Here is an 18,751-nt window from a genome sequence, read left to right on the forward strand (position 1 = left end):
GATTAACGACGAGGAGGAACATCATGGTTCTTTACCGCTTGCCGATAATGATTCTTACCCTAAGTCTCGTATACATTTTCATCGCTCCTGATGAGCCCTTTGCGTTCAAGCTCTTTTTTAAACTGCTGCCAATGATCGTCATTTTATTTTACGCTTTCCGAATCGCACCGGAAAATAAAATGGCTGTCCATTGGTTCATTATTCTTGGTCTTCTTTTTTCGATGATAGGTGACGCAACTTTGCACTGGTTTCTCGTTGGACTTGTCGCTTTCTTTATTGCCCATGTCTGTTATGTGATTGGCTTTTTTACGGTGGCCAAGTTTACTAGAAAGCGGATGTTAGCTGCGGTTCCAATCAGCATCTACGCTATTACTTTCGGGATATTCCTTATTCCTGCTCTAACGGATACCGGGGAGCAAGCGCTCGTAATCCCAGTAATTGCTTATATCATCATTATTTCACTCATGCTCTTTGCCGCGGTTGCAACAGGGAATAGACCAGCACAATTTGGGGCATTATTATTTGTTATCTCCGACTCGATTCTTGCTTGGAATATGTTCATCGATCCAGTTCCATTTGCTGATGCTCTTGTTATGTTCCCGTACTATGCAGCTCAGTTTTTCATTACAGTTAGTCTCTACTCGCTTATTGACCAAAACAAGCGCATCATTTGGTAGCAATACAGAATGTAAAACAACTATTTTTAATATGTTTATTAAGACTTTATATGGTATACCTAGCTGCTTTAAATTACAAGAGTTCGCTCGTTTAGTTCTAACATAGGAGGAATTTCATGTGAAGTTAACAACAAGGGAAGTTTTATCGGTCCCGAATATTTTATCTTATATCCGGATTCTCTTGATTCCTGTATTTATTTATCTCTTTTTCCATGCAACAGACTCAAGAGATTATTATGTTATCGGTCTTATTATACTTTTATCTGGTCTAACAGATGCATTGGACGGTTGGATTGCCCGGACATTCAATCAAATTACAGAACTCGGGAAAATTGTTGACCCGATTGCAGATAAATTGACCCAGACAGCAATCGTCGCCTGTCTATTGTTCCGCTATCCGTATATGTGGATTCTGTTTATCCTTTTTATCTTGAAAGAGTTGTTTATGGGAATCAATGGACTCATTCTATTAAAACGCGGGAAAAAACTGGACGGAGCGAAGTGGTTTGGAAAAGTATCGACGGCAGTGTTCTATCTTGCAATGGGAATTTTGATTACATTTCCTAACTTGGATACGTATTTGATCACATTCCTCATGATTGTAACAGGGATTTTCTTATCTATATCTTTCTTGATGTATATCCCGGAATTTCTGAGATTATATGAAAAAAAGGAAGATGCTGTGCGTTAATCACAGCATCTTCCTTTTTTACTTTATTCTTTAAGCATTTTCGGTTGCTAAATTGCCTCTTAGTGTTTTTAAAGCAGTACTCCAAGCAATGACTTGATCCAGCATTTGGTTTGCATTGTCTGCATGGTAATCAGCTGGTTTGAAGACAGAGAAGTTTTCAAAGTCAGCTAGTAGGGAGAAGGTAACTGCAGTACGGACGTCCGCTACTTGCAATTCACCAAGAATTAAGCGCATGTTTTCATGAGCACGTGTCCCACCAAGGCTTCCGTAACCAACAAATCCTGCCGCTTTGTTGTTCACTTCAGGATTTAAGTAGTCTGTTGCGTTCTTCAGCGCACCACCGATTGCATGGTTGTATTCTGGAGTGATGAAAATATAACCATCGAAAGAGGCCATTTTATCAGACCAAGCTTTAATTGTTGCATTTGCTTCTTCTTGTTCTGTTTCTGGAAGGCTTTCACCTAAGAATGGTAATCGGTAATCTGCTAAGTCTACCAATTCATATTCGACATCCTGGTCATTGCGATTGTTTGCAAAATCCATCATCCATTTCGCAACTTGCTCTCCGTTGCGTCCTTCACGTACACTTCCTAAAACAATACCAATCTTTAACATTCGTATTCCTCCTGTTGTCTATGTCTAAATAACTTTTAATTAAATATAACTTAATTACAGTCAATAATATAACATGGTTTCTCCCTAGTTGCAATCTTTTTGTTCTTATTTATTATTTGCTTATGATTCGTAAGTCTAATAAAAAAATTTAGAGGCGGCATCTCTGCCGCCTCCTCCTTATCCGACATAAACTCTTGGGACGCGTTTTCCAATAAGACAAATGATTTCGTAGTGGATCGTTTGCAGTTGTTCCGCTATTTCGTCGAGGGAGATATAACCTTTCTTTTCCTCACCGAATATCGTGATGATATCATCATCTTGCATTTCATCGATGTCTGTTACGTCAATCATTGTCTGATCCATACAAATTCTTCCCACAATCGGTGCTCGCTCACCATTTATCGTGACCTTGCCACAATTAGACAGGCGACGCGAAAGACCGTCCGCATATCCGACTGAAAGAGTAGCTATTCGCGAATTTCTCTCTGTTTGATAGGTACATCCATAACTGATTGGCTCTCCTGCCGCCACTTCCTTAATCAGCACCGCTTTTGTCTGGAAGGTCATTGCTTGGGTCAAGCTAATCATCTTTTTCATATATCTTGCTGGGTAAAGGCCATACATGCTGATCCCGACCCGGCACATATCCAGGTGCATCTCTGGAAAATTAATTGTTGCTGCGCTATTACAACAATGCTTCAATGGCACGGAAAAACCATTCTCAGCCAAATAATCCGTTACTTCGAGAAAACGTGAAAATTGCATCCGTGTATATGTATCATCCGCATTGTCCGCATCTGCAAAATGGGTGTAAATCCCTTCAACTTCAATTCGTTTACCTTCTATGCTCTTAAGTAACTCAAGTGCTTTTTCTTTTGATTGAACGCCAACTCTTCCCATACCTGTATCTATTTTCAAGTGGATTTTAGCCGTTTGCTTTAATTCATCACAAGCGGTGATGAGGGCATCCAGCACATCTTCGCTATAAACAGTAAGTGTGATTCCATTTATAATCGCTTCTTTTACAACTTCGGGTTTCGTGAAGCCAAGCACTAGAATCGGAGCGTCAATCCCCGCCCGCCGAAGTTCAATCGCTTCATCGATCAAGGCGACACCTAAACCATCAGCTCCAGCCGCCAAGGCAGCCCTTCCGACTTCTGCCGCTCCGTGACCGTAGCCATCCGCTTTTACAACTGCGAGCAGTTTACTATTTTTATTCATATATTGTTTAAAGGCTTGCGTATTCCCCCGGATTGCAGCTAAAGAAACTTCAACCCATGTATCCCGGTAACTTAATCGTTTCATCCGATAAACTCCTCTGTTCTATCATTACTTTATATTTTAACATTTCTTAATAGCCTCTGGGTAGGGCATATTGTTCCAATTGGAACAATATATACGTATGAAGGAGTTGAATTAAAAATGAGGAAGTTTTTTGAAAAATATGTTAAAGATGCTTCTTGTTAGGTAGAGTATCGTAACTCAGCATTTCCGCCTATTTCTATATTCCTGGAATTCGGATTAACGATCGAAAGGGATTCAAAAAATAAAGGAGTGGATAACGTTGGGTGCAAAGTGGATAAAAATCGCAGTTCTTTATTTCATTATCGGGATTGGCTTCGGGCTATTCATGCATTACACGATCCAGCTTCAATGGGGAGCGACGCATGCTCATATTAATGTTGTCGGTTGGCTGTCTACTGGTCTAATCGGCGTCATTTATTCCATTTATCCAAGAGCAGGAAATAGTCCACTTGGTAAGTTACACTTTTGGCTTCATCAGATTGGCCTACCTTTCCTTTTTATCGGAATGATGATGATTTATTTTAATGTACCACCAGTTGTGCTTGAAATTTTTGTCTCAGGCGGCGGGATTGCATTTCTATTATCTGTTATTTTGTTTGTTCTTAATGTATTTCAGAATGTACACGAGGCTGATAACAAGTAGCCGATTAAAGACATGACTCCCTTTCGATTAGAATAAAGGCGTGATTGGTTGTTTCGAGTTAGTAACCTGAGGTGCCCACATATTTTCAGCAAATAGGCTGCTGCAATAAAAAAAGTAAACCCTGAAGCCCGGGCTTACCTTTTTTTATATGTTTTAAAAACTTCAATAAATTGTTCTGGAGAGCTTTTAATCATATAGGAGAATACACCTTTATTCGTATGTACATATAGCAGCCCACCTTGTGTTCCGAGCATCCGGTAGGACAGATCATGAATGGTATCTATCAAAAATTCACGATGTCTCGTCACCAATCGATCCTCATATAAATACATCATACGTTGTTCTTCCGTATTTGTCTGACTGATGGAATCGACGGTGCGAACAACTTTCACATACGATTGTTCTGCCAGCAATTGTGTCATAAATTATCCTTCAGCAAGTCGCATATGATTAAGTCTCCATTGCAACCATTGGTACTCACGTGTTTTCCTCGGTAAAAATTGGCGAATATCGTCCTCATGGTACCCTACTTGCAATCGCTTCTCATCGACCATAATTGGGCTGCGCAGCAAACGAGGATGCTTGTGAATCAGCTCCAACAGTTCTTGAAGTGGTAATGCCTCAATGTCCAGATCAAGATCTTTATAAATCTTGGATCGGGTTGAAATAATTTCATCCGTACCGTCAACCGTCATACGTAAGATGCCTTGAAGTTCCGATACTGTCAGCGGGTGTTTCAAAATGTTCCGCTCTACGTAATGGATGTCTTGCTTCGTAAACCATTGTTTCGCTTTCCTTGTCGATGAACATGCAGCTCCATATATTATCACTGTCATATATCATACCCCATTTCAATTTGGTTAATTTATTGATACGTTTATCTTGCTATGCCTTTTTTCAATAAGCTCATTTCTACTTTGAAGCTTTCAATTGCCTCCTCGTCGGATAGCTCTTTCGTAAACTTTTCGACAAAATTGCGAAATGCAACGGCCGATATAATATGAATGACATGGGTTAATTCGCTGTCTGATTCGATATTTAAAAGCTCTCTATTTATTAGTTTTGTAATTTTTTCCATGCCATCTTTTTTCAGATTGCTTTCAATTATCTCATTGAAAATGGTTTCAATCTGATGTGTTACGTTAAGAAGAGCGTTCCGGAAAAAGTTATACTCCTTTTGATCAGGTAATTCAATAAGCAAATCGTAGTAAAAAGCGGTAATTGCTTCGAATAAGTCTCCCTGATGTGTTTGCAGTTGTTGAATGAACTGTTTGTTTCTACGGTTTGCCTGTTCTTGGAGAATATAATAATATGCGTCTTCTTTATCTTTAAAATACTGATAAAAGCTTCCCCGGGATATCTCTGCTGTCTTTACGATATTTGCGATGGAGGCTTCGAATAGAGGAACTCTGGAAAATTCCATTTCCATTGCCTTAATTAAGGATTGACGCTTTTTCTCTGGCAGATTAAAAAATGTTGCTTTGGGCATTCCTGTACCTCCATTTCCACCAGATCATGACACGGTGTCATCTTTATAATTTTATGATAGATGACACGGTGTCATTTGTCAACGCAATATGGGGGTTTCCTAACTTTTTACTTATTTATTCCACAATTGCCTCATAGAATCATTATTACCTTAATTCGCTGTAGCAAAACTCCTACTTTCTTCCTGAAAACCGTATTTTTTGAAGTATGTACTTTAAAATGAAGGCCTTTTCAAATTGATTTGATGACTACTTTCATACAACGTAAGTGCCCGAAACTCTCTACTGGAGGTCCGCAGTCCAGACACCTCTCGCACCTGCTGAGCGGCCGGCAAGCCTCCCCGCGCTGAGCCACTAAGGGGTCTCGCCAGGCCTATCCTCCCGCAGGAGTCTCGAGGTGTCTGGACTGCTCCCAGGAAAGGCCATATTTTGATCACTGTTTATTATTCCAAGATTATTATTTTTACCGTGATACGGCACTGGAATAAATGCTATTTATAATAATCCTCTTTCCAGCTCAGTTGCCCGGGGGACGGTGACTCCTACCGGAAAAGCACGTGTCCAGACCTGAGCAGGAAGTGTACTTCTTCCGAGGCAGACTAAGAACGCCACGTCCTGTGGAAACGCCTGCATTAGCACGTCCTTTGCGTCGAGGCTGAGGCCGTGCCCTTAGGATGCGCATCCGTCCCCCGGGCAACTGAACGCCGACTAGAAAACCTACCAAGAGAACGTGCAAATCACTTACGCTGAATGAGAGTAAAAGTATTAAGTGGTTACGTTAGTTTTTGAGACGGGGATATTGGGAAATCAGAGCGGATTTCTAAAGTATCTAGAACCATTGTGAATAGGTAGTTTCACTAATTGTATCAAGAGATAGTTACCTATTTTAGAAGGCGAAAATTGATCTTACAGGTTAATTTTTATGTGTAAGTAATGATAGGGCTGCGACATGGTCTTTCCTGGCCTATGATGAATACGCCAGGAATGACTCGCTTTTGATTTAGGATCTTCTAGTTGACTGACGCAAGATGAAGACAATGAGGCCGAGGAATAAGACAGGTAGGATAATACTGAATATCATGAAATCACTTCCTTTCAGATACTTTCAATCGACTGGGAAAAACAGTCTACCCGTCTGGAGGTAATTTCTAACATAGATTAATGAATTTCATAATACGTATTTAATGCATCACCATATGTAGTTGAGTTGGTTCGTTCCCAACTACATATGGTGATGGAAAAGCCGACTTTGGTAATTATGAAATTCATTCAGATGGTAAGTTATTTACTGTAATTTTTGGGTTTCCTTCCATCATATCAAAAAAGTGATATAATTGCAAGTTAAAGTTTCAGTAGATAACCCAACTTTAACAGCCTGGAATAACTAAACGCTCCGTTCCAAGGCTACTGATTGCTTTCATACAGCATAAGTGTTTTGGCTCGTTCACTTATTCAGAGCACCAATCGCCGTTCAGTTGCCCGGGGGACGGATGCGCATCCTAAGGGCACGGCTTCAGCCTCCTCGGAAGAAGTACACTTCCTGCTCAGGTCTGGACACGTGCTTTTCTGGTAAGAGTCACCGTCCCCCGGGCAACTGAGCTGGTTAGATGATTCTCTGAATAGAAATTGTTCCGTCACGATAAGGATTAAACTCCTGGAATATTAAACAGTGTTCAAAATTTTTCCTTTCCTGGTAGCAGTCCAGATACCTCGAGACTCCTGCGGGAGGATAGGCTTGGTGAGACCCCGCAGCGGGCTTGCCCGCGAGGAGGCTCACCAGCCGCTCAGCAGGTGCGAGAGGTGTCTGGACTGCGGACCTCCAGTAGGAAGTTTCGGGGTTTGGCGCACTTACGCTGTATGAAAGCAATCCGCTGGTCATTTCATATCTAGCCCAAGTACGAGTGCTTGATAGGGCTAAATTGCTATTTTTTTACGAAAATCGAGTAGATAAAAAATGGCACCTTTCCAGATATATGGAAAAGCACCATTAAAATATTAAAGCATCACTTTACACATATCATTCGTGAAAGCAACTGGGTCTTCAATTGGTAAGCCTTCGATTAGTAATGCTTGATTATATAATAGATTTGTATAAAGTTTCAATTGCTCGTCGCCTTGCTCTTTCGCTCTCTCCAATGCATTCATGATCTCATGATCCACATTAATTTCCAATACTTTATCTGCCTTAATTTGCTGGTCATCCGGCATGGAATTAATGATTTTTTCCATCTCAATTGAAATATCGCCATCTGCCGTGAGCACAACCGGATGGGATTTCAGACGTTTTGAAGCCCGGACATCTGTAATTTTATCTCCTAACATCTCTTTCATTTTCGTAAACAGGTCTTCGTGTTCCTTCGCTGTTTCTTTCTCCTCTTCCTTCTCTTGCTCATCTTGTTCAATGCCGAGGTCACCACTGGAGACGTTTCGGAATTCCTTCTCTTTATAGCTCATGAGCATGCGGATTGCGAACTCATCAATTTCGTCCGTGAAATATAGAATTTCATATCCTTTGTCTTTTACAAGTTCCGTTTGTGGAAGCTTATCCACGCGGTCAACGCTATCCCCTTGTGCATAGTAGATATACTTCTGCTCTTCTGGCATGCGCTCCACATATTCATCCAACGTAACCAATTTCTTTTCTTTCGATGAATAGAATAATAATAAATCTTGCAGCACTTCTTTATGCTGGCCGAAATCACTGTAAACCCCGAATTTCAATTGTTGACCAAAGGACTGATAGAAGCGTTCATAGGCTTCCCGGTCATTATTCAGTACTTGTTTCAGTTGCTGTTTGATTCGTTTATTAATGTTTTTCGCGATTGTTTTTAACTGACGGTCATGCTGAAGCATTTCCCGTGAAATATTTAGAGAAAGATCCTCGGAATCTACTAATCCTTTTACAAAACTGAAATAGTCCGGCAGCAGCTCTGGACTTTTCTCCATAATAAGAACCCCATTTGAATAAAGCTCCAGGCCTTTTTCAAATTCCTTCGTGTAATAATTATATGGGGCGCTCTCCGGGATATAAAGAATCGCGTCATACCGAACCGCACCATCAACGGATAGATGGAGATGTTTTAACGGTTTATCAAAGCCATAATGCTTCTCTTGGTAGAAGTTTTCATAATCTTCATCGGTAAGTTCATTCTTATTCTTCTTCCAGATTGGAATCATCGTATTCAAGGTTTCTTCCGTAGAAACATTCTCATATTCGTCTTCCGTACCTTCTTTTAACTTACTTTCCGTCACGTCCATTTTAATTGGATAGCGGATAAAGTCGGAGTATTTCTTCACAATTTGCTTGAGTCGATATTCTTCTAGGAATTCATCGTAATTCTCTTCTTCTTCATTTTCTTTGATTGTGAGAATAATCTTCGTACCGACTTCAGCTTTTTCTGCCGGTTCAATCGTGTAGCCTTCTGGTCCTGTTGACTCCCATTTATAAGCTTCTTCACTATCAACAGAACGACTGATGACAGTTACTTTTTCCGCAACCATGAAGGCCGCATAGAAGCCGACACCGAATTGTCCAATAATGTCATGGCCATCTTTAATTTCATTCTCTTGCTTAAATTGATGGGATCCGCTTTTCGCGATAATGCCAAGGTTGTTCTCCATCTCTTCTTTTGTCATTCCGATACCCGTGTCGGTTACGGTTAATGTTCGTGTATCTTTGTTCGGGTCAAGCTTGATGAAGTAACTGTCTTGATCAAACGTGAGCTTGTCATCTGTAAGTGCCCGGTAGTATAGTTTGTCGATTGCATCGCTCGCATTGGAAATTAACTCTCTCAGGAAAATTTCCCGTTGTGAATAGATCGAGTTGATCACCATATCTAATAGTTTCTTGGATTCCGCTTGAAATTCTCTTCTTTCCATAATCTCTCTCCTCTTTCGTTATAAGTATGTAAACTCGCACGTACTAATCCACCTAATTAAATACCATATCCTTTCTATGAAGTCAATCAACTTGGGTCTCCCTGCAAGCTTCCTGAATTCACGGTATACTGGGGATATCAAGAAGGAGGAATGACATGCTTAAAAATTGGTTGGAGCAGTCTGATTATACGGTCGTATTCACCGGAGCAGGGATGTCGACAGAAAGTGGCCTCCCGGATTTTCGGTCGGCAAATACAGGATTATGGACGAAAAAAGACCCCGCGCAGCTTGCAAGTACTGATGCACTCAATCATAATGTGGAAGAATTTATTGCATTTTATCGGGAGCGTGTCCTCGGTGTGAAGGAATACGGTCCCCATAAAGGACATTCAATCCTTGCAAACTGGGAACAGTCCGGCAAAGTAAAATCGATTATTACACAAAATGTCGATGGGTTTCATCAGCTTGCAGGCAGTAAGCAAGTTGCAGAACTTCATGGTACATTGCAAAAATTACATTGCGAATCATGCGGGCGCCAGTATGGTAGTGAGAATTATGTAAAAGAGGCGTTTTACTGCGAGGAATGTAACGGTGTGTTGCGACCTTCGATTGTTTTATTTGGAGAAAGCTTGCCAGTCGATGCGTTTGAATTTGCACTCCGGGAGACGGAGAAGGCAGATTTATTCATTGTGTTCGGCTCTTCGCTTACTGTCACACCGGCAAACCAATTCCCCATGCTTGCAAAAGAAAACGGCGCGAAATTGGTTATTGTGAATGCGGAAGATACACCGCTTGATGGGTCTGCAGATTTAGTTATCCAAGATAAGAAAATTGGTGTACTTTTGCAAGAACTGGATGAGAATCTATAAGAAAAAAAAACAGACGCGGTATCCACTAATGAGAGTAGATACCGCGTCTTTCAATTCTATTTACTGGCTTTTTTCCCAACCTCTTCTCCTTTACGGCCTATACACCTTTAAATGCTTTTCTATAAACATCAGCCAGTTCTGTGACGAGAGGTAACTTTGGATTTGCCATTGTACATTGATCTTCAAAAGCTTTATCAGCTAAATGATCCACTTTCGCCTCAAATTCTCGCTTCGTGACCCCATTCTCTTCCATACTCATCGGGATATCCAATTCTTTTGCCAATTTAATAATGGCTTGGACAAGATTTTCTACCCCCTCTTCAGTCGTAGCAGCTGGTAAGCCGATTGCTTTGGCTATCTCTGCATAGCGTTTATCTGCAATGAAATGTTCATATTTAGGGAATGACACAAATTTCGTCGGCTTCGTTGCATTATAGCGAATGACATGAGGTAACAAAATGGTATTGGCACGCCCATGCGCGATATTGAATTCACCGCCCAGTTTATGTGCCAAACTATGATTTATCCCTAAGAAAGCATTGGTAAACGCCATTCCCGCAATGGAAGAAGCATTATGCACTTTTTCACGAGCCAATTCATTCGATCCATCATGATAGGCTTGTGGTAAGTATTCAAAGACAAGCTGAATCGCCTTAATTGCCAACCCATCTGTAAAGTCGTTCGCCATATTGGATACGTAAGCTTCAATCGCATGGGTTAAGACGTCCATTCCAGTGTCAGCTGTCACCGTTTTCGGTACACTCATCACAAATTGTGGGTCAATGATTGCGACATCCGGTGTCAATTCATAGTCAGCCAGCGGGTACTTTATATTATTCTCTTTATCCGTGATGACGGCAAAAGATGTGACTTCCGCACCTGTCCCGGAGGTTGTTGGAATCCCGACAAATTGCGCCCGTTTTCCGAGCTGCGGGTATTTATAAACACGTTTACGAATATCCATGAATTTCTGCTTCAAACCATTAAAGTCTGTTTCCGGATATTCATAGAATAACCACATCCCTTTAGCGGCGTCCATAGGTGAGCCGCCACCGAGAGCGATAATGACATCCGGCTCAAATTCTTTCATCACCTTTGCACCACGCATAACTGTTTCCTTAGAAGGGTCTGGCTCCACATCCGATATAATTCTGCAATGGACATAGTCCGGACGTTTTCTTACATAATATAAGACCTTATCCACATATCCCAATTCGACCATCATCGGGTCCGTTACAATGACAGCCTTTGAGATATCCGGCATTTTCTCAAGGTATCGGACGGCATTCTTTTCAAAATATATTTTTGGTGGGATTTTAAAACACTGCATATTAACACTTCTTTTTGCCAGTTTTTTGATGTTATATAAATGAACAGAGCTCACATTGCTAGACACTGAATTTCCGCCATATGAACCACATCCAAGAGTCAGTGACGGGGTATACGCATTGTAAATGTCACCAATTGCCCCTTGGGAAGATGGCTGGTTGACAATCAAGCGGCCGGCTTTCATCCGCTGACTGAATGCATCGATGACCTGCTGATTTTCAGAATGAATGACAGCGGAGTGACCAAGTCCACCAAATTCCAGCATTTCCTCACATCGTCTGAGTCCTGTTTCTGTATTATTCGCCTTATAACAGGCAAGGACAGGGCTGAGCTTCTCCCGTGACAGCGGATAATCAGGACCCACACCGGTTAACTCAGCGACCAATACTTTTGTATTTTCCGGTACGGTGATTCCAGCCATGTTCGCAATGGCAGCTGCACTCATTCCTACAATTGCAGGATTGACAGAACACTTATTTTCATCAATGACCAGTTTTTCGACTTTTACCTTTTCCGTAGCATTTAAAAAGTAACAATTATGGGCAATCATCTCTTGTTTCACTTTTTCATAGATTGGCTCATCGATAATGACAGCTTGTTCGGAAGCGCAGATCATGCCATTATCGAATGTTTTGGATAAAATAAGGTCGTTGACTGCCCGTTTAATATGTGCAGTTTTTTCTATATAACAAGGGACATTACCAGGACCGACACCTAAGGCTGGTTTCCCGGAACTGTAAGCAGATTTAACCATACCGGCTCCACCTGTAGCTAGGATGAGCGCGATACCTTCATGTTTCATAAGTGACTGCGTTTTTTCCACAGCTGGTTGTTCAATCCACTGGATGCAGTGCTCAGGTGCTCCCGCTTTTAAAGCAGCTTCATAGACGACCTGCGCTGCTTTGGCGCTTGATTTTTGTGCCCCGGGGTGAAAAGCAAAGATAATCGGATTGCCCGTTTTAATTGAGATGATTGATTTAAACATTGTCGTAGAAGTCGGATTGGTAATAGGAGTAATTCCAGCAATGACTCCGATAGGTTCTGCAATTTCAACGATGCCTTCCATCTCATTTTCATGCATGACCCCTATTGTCCGTTCATATTTAATGTTGTGATAAATATATTCTGTTGAAAACATGTTTTTAATAATCTTATCCTCGTAAACCCCGCGTTTTGTTTCGTCTACAGCGAGCCTTGCCAATTCCATATGCTGCTCCATACCTGCTAAAGCCATTTCTTTAATTATGTTGTTAATTTGGTCTTGATCCAGCATTTTCATTTCTTTTAATGCCTTATTCCCTTTTTCAACTAGGGCATCAATGCTTTCGACTAATGATTTAACTTGTTTCTTTTCAGGCGCTTTGGTAGTCATCGTAAATCCTCCTCGTTTATTTGTGAAATATTGATCATTTTAATTTTAAAAAAATATGGCTTAATGCTTGCCAGCAAATTTCATTTAAAACCGGGAGAATAGTGTCTGTTCGTTTATGTTATAATCACCTCTTTATTGTGAATTGTTGAGCATGTTATTTTATAAAAATTCGTCTTTCGCTTTCAAAACTATCATAGCATCTGGAAGCGCTTGCCGTTTTGGTGAATTGTGACAAACCAGTGAAACTATTCTAAATAGTTAGTTCTATTAACACTATGGTAAAGTGGTTTACTAAAATAGTTGGCAGCTCCCTTTTATATTTAATGAATTTCAGAATACGTATTTAATGCTTCACCATCACCATATGTAGTTGAGTTGGTTCGTTCCCAACTACATATGGTGATGGAATAGCCGACTTTGGTAATTATGAAATTCATTCTGTTAACAAGATAAAGGAAAAGATTGGGACAGTTATATCCCAACCTTTTCCTTTATCTTTATGCCATCCACTTAGGTGGTGTATTTTTATCCCAGTAAATTTCACCGAGAGTGTGGTGCTCTTTGAAATCATCTTTTTGAAGATGATAATGGAAATTGAAATAATAGCCTTCTAATGGGCGGTTATCACGGCGGACATGGAAGCGGACGATATCTTCTTCCGTCCGGTAATCCGTTACGTGAAAGATTCGCTCCCCGTAACCTTTTGCCGGTTGTTCCGTGATTCTATAATAACGGACAGCATCTTCTCCCGCTTCAACTGCTAGTTCTTCCAACACAGATTCCATTTTCGGCAAAATAACCGCAGAAAACTCGTCCTCTACCTGCTCAGCAATACGAGGACCAAATTTCATCAAGCTTTGAACTTTCGCCTGTTCTTGAAGCTTCCGTAAATAATCCGGTTCTGTCTCGATCTCAAGCATTGTTTCATAGTTTTCGAGAGTCGCTTCACTTGTACGGAGTTCAGTCGCTTGATCAAATTCTGTTTTCGAGGAGACACTATTCTTATTATTTTCGGCATCAATTTCCAGTAAAGCGGTCGGCGTGTACATTCCGAGTGTTGCAATTGCAATAAGTGCAACGAGCGCTTTCTTCATCCATATCTTCATGAGCATCACTTCCCAATCATTTCCTTACTTTAATTTTAACATGTTATAGGCAGATGTCTATTGGGATAATGATTTATTTCTTAAAATTTCTATTAATTTAGCGGAACAAATGCCCTGACCCTATTTCCTACACATTCTCACTTTTTGGGCATAGGATATTGGAGCGAAATTTGTGAGGGGGAGTTTGTTTTGATTATTCATGTTGGGGAGCCAGGAGATAATTTGTATACGTTACACGAACGATATGGGGTGAGCATGGCCGATTTATTGCGGGTAAATGATTTGCCGAATCCAGAACAGCTTGTTGTTGGGCTGGCTTTACTTATTCCGGTTAAAGGAACGTGGCATACGGTTCGGGCTGGAGAAAGCTTGTGGAGTATTGCTAATGATTATGGAATGTCTTTAAATCTAGTTTTAGAAGCAAATCCAGGAATTGATGCGGAGACACTCATGCCAGGACAGGAAATTTTTATTCCACTTCTACGTCATGAAGTGGCACCAGGTGAGACGCTCGCAAGTATTGCAAACCAGTATGGGGTATCTGTATATGCACTCGCCCAGGAGAATGCCCTCACGATAACCGAGCCTATCTTCACTGGCCAAACACTGTTTATCCCACGGGAAAAACCAATTATTGATGTCAATGCCTATTCCTACCAACAAGATGCTGCTGGCGCCCAGTCGATCCGTGAAGTTGGAGAGCTGCTGACAATTGTGAGCCCATTCGCCTATTTGATTCAAGCGGATGGAAGCTTGGAGCCTTTTCCGGATGAGCAGATGATTGCTGCAAGTTATGAGGAGAATATTTTGCCGATGATGTCGATTTTGAATTTCACCTCGGAGGAAGCCGGGTCCACCCTCACTCATACCATTCTAACGAGCGACGAACTGATGGATACATTATTGACGAATATTTTAAGGGTGATGAATGAAAAAGGCTACCGGGGATTAAATATTGATTTTGAAAATGTATTGCCGGAAGACAGGGAGCGTTTCAATAACTTTATTCAATTGGCTGTGGACCGGCTCCATCCAGAAGGCTATTTTGTTTCGACCGCTGTAGCACCGAAGACGAGCGCCGACCAGCCTGGATTATTATATGAAGCACATGATTATGCAGCCCAAGGAAGGATTGCCGATTTCGTTGTCGTGATGACATATGAATGGGGATACCGTCTCGGTCCGCCTCAAGCCATTTCACCGTTAAACCAAATGCGGCGGGTTATAAAATATGCCTTGACAGAAATCCCCGCGGAAAAAATATTCCTCGGTTTCCAGATTTACGCGCGGGATTGGAAGTTGCCACATGTGCAGGGGCAAGCTGCACAAACGTTCAGTCCTCAAAGGGCTGTGGAGCTTGCTACCGAATATAACGCAGAAATTCAGTATGATGAAGTTGCCGCTTCACCGTTCTTTCGTTATACGGATGAAGACGGCGTAGATCATGAAGTGTGGTTTGAGGATGCGAGAAGTGCTCAGGCAAAGTTTGATTTGGCAAAAGAATTCAATCTTGGCGGAATCAGTTATTGGGCACTCGGCTATCCTTTCCCTCAGAACTGGGAATTGCTGCGGGATAACTTTACGGTAAGAAAGCGGATTTAAAAAGAATAAGAGCGGGAAACGCCCCAGAAGCAGATAAATTTAATCGAACTTTTCTTTTACTTGTAAGAAACATATCCCTTAATCACGTAAAAGATCTGATTTTCTGTTGTTTCGATAAATCAGAGAGCTCCTAATCAACTGAAGGAGCTGCCATTCCGCTGATTAGGTAGATTAGTAATGCCCTAATCGCCCGAAAAATCTGGCCGTCTGGTGCTTCAGTTGATTAAATGGTGACTAAGCCTGACAAAGAACGAACGGATAAATTTTCTTTCTCAATTGGAAGAGGCTGGAGTTTTAACTGACAATGCTCGCCCTACGAAAAACCGGCCATTTACCGGACACAAGAAAAGGACAGCTCGAACCAGCTGTCCTTATTCGTTTCCATTATAATTTTCCGTTCGATGGATAAATTCTTCAGCAGCACTGTAGCCTTGTTGTTTTAAATACCAGCTGTTTGCTGCTGCCTCAATTAAACCGGCAACATCTCTTCCCGGCTGAAGCTGGATTTTAATATGAGGAATTTCGACTCCCATATAACTCGTATATTCTGTCTTTAACTCAAGATCATTGTTCAGCTCATTATCTCCCCATTTGGTGAGCTCGATATCAAGCGCAATCCGCGTTTCATCCTGGAATGCTTTTCTTCCATAAACACGAACAATATTTAACAGACCTACACTTCTTAATGCAAGGAATTCTTTATTCATCTCATTGTGTGTTCCAAGGATCGTACGGTGACTAAGCTTTCTAAGGACGACGATATCATCGGCAACAAGACGATGACCCCGACCGATTAGCGTATAAGCGGTTTCACTTTTTCCTATTCCCGATTCACCGCGCAAGAGGATTCCAATCCCGAATACATTGAGGCAAACACCCGGTACAGCAATCTCCTCTGCTAGAGCTCTACCCAAATAAGCGTCCAATTTAGCGATGAATTCATATGTAGAATCATTCGTTCGGAGTAACGGAATATTCTCCTGGTTGCAATACTGTTCGAGATAGGTCAATTCTTCTTGTCCCCGCGTTACAATAAAGCAAGGAGGATGGTAATTTACAATATTGCCGATTCTTTGTTTTCTTTCTTCCACACTAAGCGATTTCAAGTAATTTATTTCCGTTAATCCGAGAACTTGCACGCGTTCCGTCGGGAAAAAATCAAAATAACCGATAAACTCAAGTCCTGGCCGGTGTGATTTATTCTTTGATACTTTTCTGTCAAGACTATCTGCCCCTGCAAGAATTTCCAAGGATAATTCTTTGGAAATTCGTTCTACACTAATTGTTTTCACTTTTACACCTAATTTCTCTTTTTCTAATGTGTTTCCGTTTCAATGATAGTTGAATCTATTATACAATATATTGCGGCGTATAGTAAGGGGACTCGGTAATTTAATACAAATACTAAAAACCAGGTCAACACTTTGAAAACCTGGCTTTCGTCTTATTTTGTCAGATCCACTCTCTTACTTACCATGTACATGATGAACCCACCGATTGTCATAGATAGCAGTTCCCCTAGGGCAACCGTGAGATAAGTCATCCAAAATGGAAGATTGAATAGGATATAAAGCTGCACAGCGACGGTAAACATCGATAACGTAAAAATAATAGCTGTAACAACAAATTTAGCTTTTACATTTTTTATATTTTTTGTCAGAGCCCGGGCCGCGAGCAGTACTGCAAGGGTCGCAAGTCCGCCGATTGGCACATCGATAAACCACATCGGTGACATGAAGTTCGCAATCACAACACCCAAGAAAACCGCGACAATATATCTTTTGTGAAATAGTGCCAGGTAATTGAACATTTCAGATAGACGGAGCTGGATTGGTCCAAAGCTAATGACAGATAAAATGAGGGTGACCGCCATATATAATGCGGCAACTAATGAAATTTTCACTATACTTCTTATGGAAGTCAGTGACTCTTCGTGTGCAATAGAACTATTCATTTGATAGACTCCTTTGTAAAATAGCAGATTGCTATTTTAGTAATAATTATGGCCAAAGGATCGGACAAGCGCCCTGCAAAGTGCCATAATACAAGCAAAAAAGTTTGCCAGATGAGTATAACAAAAAACCCTTCTGTTGCATAGAAGGATTTTTGCCTGAAAAGAGTTAGGATACGCTATTTAACAGTCCAGCCGCCGTCAACCGGGATAACAGCTCCATGAATATAATCTGCCGCACTGCTTGCAAGATATAAGGTAAGGCTTGCAACTTCTTCTGGTTCAGCCCAGCGCCCGGCCGGTGTCTCTTCTGCCACCCAGTTCGCCATCTCGCCTCCACCCGCGAAGTCTTCTGCGTTCATTGGGGTCCGGATTGCTCCAGGTGCTATCGCGTTTACCCGGATCCCTTTCCTGCTGTAATCATAAGCGAGCTGTTTCGTATAGCCGACAATCGCATGCTTGGAAGCCGTGTATGCCGCTCCCCCGCCACCTGCGACAAGCCCGGCAATCGATGCGGTATTCACAATAACACCTTGCTCCCATTTCAACATATGAGGCAGGATATTATTCGTAACATGATAAATTCCTTTCACGTTTGTATCAAATACGTTATCCCATAATTCTTCCGTCGTATCGAGGGTTGTTTTATAATCATCGAGGATGCCTGCTGTATTCACGAGAATATCAATCCGGACATACTCTCTTAATGCTTGATGGACCGCTTCCGCAACTTCTTGCTTCTCCGCTACATTCGCACACCAAAAAGCAAATTTCTCCGGGTACGCTTGTTTTAACAGCTGTAAACCCATTTCATTCTGATCCACCGCAAATACGGAAGCACCTTGCTTCAAGAAGGCTTCTGCCTGCGCATAGCCAATCCCCGAAGCTGCACCTGTAATAAAAACCGTTTTCCCATCGTACTCTGAAAAATTCAAGCATCATCATCCTTTTAAAGTTTTTTATAGAACAAAGGCGCAAGCGCCCGTTTAGCAACGTACAAACTGGAGCACTCCGAAGGGGAGATAAAGGAAACTCAGGCGACGATAGAGAGTTGATGTTGACTTTCACCGCAAGGGTATAAGTGCGACTAAGCCTCACAAAGACCAAACGGCTAAGTCTTCTTTATCGATTGGAGGAGTGTGAAGTTTGATAGTTGCTGGGCGCTTGAGCCGGACGTGGCCAGCCCTGAATACCTAAGTTATCCATAGCACTTTTATTTTATAGT

The 18,751-nt window shown here is 41.5% G+C and carries 16 protein-coding genes; 5 read left to right on the plus strand and 11 right to left on the minus strand.

Annotated features, from left to right (window positions below; genetic code table 11):
* The first annotated feature begins 23 nt into the window (after positions 1 to 23).
* Entirely contained in the window at positions 24 to 677 is a 654-nt protein-coding gene (locus LZD48_RS10520) for a lysoplasmalogenase (protein WP_235762705.1), read from the plus strand.
* Positions 678 to 795: 118 nt separating this feature from the next.
* Positions 796 to 1,368, plus strand: a complete 573-nt coding sequence (locus tag LZD48_RS10525; protein WP_235762706.1) for a CDP-alcohol phosphatidyltransferase family protein — start codon at positions 796 to 798, stop codon at positions 1,366 to 1,368.
* A 30-nt stretch (positions 1,369 to 1,398) separates the two neighbouring features.
* On the opposite strand, the gene LZD48_RS10530 is transcribed toward LZD48_RS10525, so the two are convergent.
* Together LZD48_RS10530 and alr are read right to left on the minus strand one after the other, a co-directional pair.
* Positions 1,399 to 1,983, minus strand: coding sequence for an NADPH-dependent FMN reductase (locus LZD48_RS10530; protein WP_235762707.1), 585 nt, complete (start codon positions 1,981 to 1,983; stop codon positions 1,399 to 1,401).
* Positions 1,984 to 2,160: 177 nt separating this feature from the next.
* Entirely contained in the window at positions 2,161 to 3,288 is a 1,128-nt protein-coding gene (gene alr / locus LZD48_RS10535) for an alanine racemase (protein WP_235762708.1), read from the minus strand.
* 259 nt (positions 3,289 to 3,547) lie between these two features.
* On the opposite strand from alr, the gene LZD48_RS10540 reads away from it, so the two are divergent.
* Complete coding sequence (locus LZD48_RS10540) at positions 3,548 to 3,931, plus strand: hypothetical protein (RefSeq protein ID WP_235762709.1); 384 nt, start codon at positions 3,548 to 3,550, stop codon at positions 3,929 to 3,931.
* A gap of 134 nt (positions 3,932 to 4,065) precedes the next feature.
* Here the strand turns inward: LZD48_RS10540 and LZD48_RS10545 are convergent, their stop codons facing one another.
* The 4 genes from LZD48_RS10545 to htpG all read right to left on the minus strand — a co-directional run bounded on the left by LZD48_RS10545 (position 4,066) and on the right by htpG (position 9,297).
* On the minus strand, positions 4,066 to 4,353 hold the full coding sequence (locus LZD48_RS10545) for a hypothetical protein (protein WP_235762710.1): 288 nt from the start codon (positions 4,351 to 4,353) through the stop codon (positions 4,066 to 4,068).
* Positions 4,354 to 4,356: 3 nt separating this feature from the next.
* A complete protein-coding gene (locus LZD48_RS10550) occupies positions 4,357 to 4,767 on the minus strand; it encodes a Spx/MgsR family RNA polymerase-binding regulatory protein (protein WP_235762711.1) in 411 nt (136 codons plus the stop codon).
* A 41-nt stretch (positions 4,768 to 4,808) separates the two neighbouring features.
* Positions 4,809 to 5,420 carry a TetR/AcrR family transcriptional regulator gene (locus LZD48_RS10555; RefSeq protein ID WP_235762712.1) on the minus strand — a complete coding sequence of 204 codons (612 nt, stop codon included), beginning with the start codon at positions 5,418 to 5,420 and terminating at the stop codon, positions 4,809 to 4,811.
* Positions 5,421 to 7,413: 1,993 nt separating this feature from the next.
* Positions 7,414 to 9,297: a molecular chaperone HtpG gene (gene htpG, locus LZD48_RS10560; RefSeq protein ID WP_235762713.1), complete on the minus strand. Its 1,884-nt coding sequence runs from the start codon at positions 9,295 to 9,297 to the stop codon at positions 7,414 to 7,416.
* A 155-nt stretch (positions 9,298 to 9,452) separates the two neighbouring features.
* On the opposite strand from htpG, the gene LZD48_RS10565 reads away from it, so the two are divergent.
* Positions 9,453 to 10,166 carry an NAD-dependent protein deacylase gene (locus LZD48_RS10565; RefSeq protein WP_235762714.1) on the plus strand — a complete coding sequence of 238 codons (714 nt, stop codon included), beginning with the start codon at positions 9,453 to 9,455 and terminating at the stop codon, positions 10,164 to 10,166.
* 97 nt (positions 10,167 to 10,263) lie between these two features.
* Here LZD48_RS10565 and adhE read toward each other — a convergent pair whose 3' ends face one another.
* Entirely contained in the window at positions 10,264 to 12,867 is a 2,604-nt protein-coding gene (adhE, locus tag LZD48_RS10570) for a bifunctional acetaldehyde-CoA/alcohol dehydrogenase (protein ID WP_235762715.1), read from the minus strand.
* A gap of 497 nt (positions 12,868 to 13,364) precedes the next feature.
* Positions 13,365 to 13,973 carry a YpjP family protein gene (locus tag LZD48_RS10575; protein ID WP_235762716.1) on the minus strand — a complete coding sequence of 203 codons (609 nt, stop codon included), beginning with the start codon at positions 13,971 to 13,973 and terminating at the stop codon, positions 13,365 to 13,367.
* Positions 13,974 to 14,162: 189 nt separating this feature from the next.
* On the opposite strand from LZD48_RS10575, the gene LZD48_RS10580 reads away from it, so the two are divergent.
* Positions 14,163 to 15,575: a LysM peptidoglycan-binding domain-containing protein gene (locus LZD48_RS10580; protein ID WP_235762717.1), complete on the plus strand. Its 1,413-nt coding sequence runs from the start codon at positions 14,163 to 14,165 to the stop codon at positions 15,573 to 15,575.
* Positions 15,576 to 15,946: 371 nt separating this feature from the next.
* Here the strand turns inward: LZD48_RS10580 and hprK are convergent, their stop codons facing one another.
* The 3 genes from hprK to LZD48_RS10595 all read right to left on the minus strand — a co-directional run bounded on the left by hprK (position 15,947) and on the right by LZD48_RS10595 (position 18,461).
* On the minus strand, positions 15,947 to 16,867 hold the full coding sequence (gene hprK / locus LZD48_RS10585; protein WP_235762718.1) for an HPr(Ser) kinase/phosphatase: 921 nt from the start codon (positions 16,865 to 16,867) through the stop codon (positions 15,947 to 15,949).
* Between the two features lie 152 nt (positions 16,868 to 17,019).
* A complete protein-coding gene (locus LZD48_RS10590; RefSeq protein ID WP_235762719.1) occupies positions 17,020 to 17,529 on the minus strand; it encodes a QueT transporter family protein in 510 nt (169 codons plus the stop codon).
* Between the two features lie 176 nt (positions 17,530 to 17,705).
* Positions 17,706 to 18,461, minus strand: coding sequence for a 3-oxoacyl-ACP reductase (locus LZD48_RS10595; RefSeq protein ID WP_235762720.1), 756 nt, complete (start codon positions 18,459 to 18,461; stop codon positions 17,706 to 17,708).
* Positions 18,462 to 18,751 lie beyond the last annotated feature (290 nt).

It is taken from the genome of Oceanobacillus alkalisoli, assembly GCF_021556485.1.
GTDB lineage: Bacteria > Bacillota > Bacilli > Bacillales > Amphibacillaceae > Oceanobacillus > Oceanobacillus alkalisoli.

Excerpts from the sequence above, each read along its gene's own strand:
- alr (WP_235762708.1), bottom strand. The coding sequence starts at position 3,288 with ATGAAACGATTAAGTTACCGGGATACATGGGTTGAAGTTTCTTTAGCT.
- LZD48_RS10555 (WP_235762712.1), bottom strand. The coding sequence starts at position 5,420 with ATGCCCAAAGCAACATTTTTTAATCTGCCAGAGAAAAAGCGTCAATCC.
- htpG (WP_235762713.1), bottom strand. The coding sequence starts at position 9,297 with ATGGAAAGAAGAGAATTTCAAGCGGAATCCAAGAAACTATTAGATATG.
- adhE (WP_235762715.1), bottom strand. The coding sequence starts at position 12,867 with ATGACTACCAAAGCGCCTGAAAAGAAACAAGTTAAATCATTAGTCGAA.
- LZD48_RS10530 (WP_235762707.1), bottom strand. The coding sequence starts at position 1,983 with ATGTTAAAGATTGGTATTGTTTTAGGAAGTGTACGTGAAGGACGCAAC.
- LZD48_RS10520 (WP_235762705.1), top strand. The coding sequence starts at position 24 with ATGGTTCTTTACCGCTTGCCGATAATGATTCTTACCCTAAGTCTCGTA.
- LZD48_RS10545 (WP_235762710.1), bottom strand. The coding sequence starts at position 4,353 with ATGACACAATTGCTGGCAGAACAATCGTATGTGAAAGTTGTTCGCACC.
- LZD48_RS10575 (WP_235762716.1), bottom strand. The coding sequence starts at position 13,973 with ATGAAGATATGGATGAAGAAAGCGCTCGTTGCACTTATTGCAATTGCA.
- LZD48_RS10550 (WP_235762711.1), bottom strand. The coding sequence starts at position 4,767 with ATGACAGTGATAATATATGGAGCTGCATGTTCATCGACAAGGAAAGCG.
- LZD48_RS10590 (WP_235762719.1), bottom strand. The coding sequence starts at position 17,529 with ATGAATAGTTCTATTGCACACGAAGAGTCACTGACTTCCATAAGAAGT.
- LZD48_RS10565 (WP_235762714.1), top strand. The coding sequence starts at position 9,453 with ATGCTTAAAAATTGGTTGGAGCAGTCTGATTATACGGTCGTATTCACC.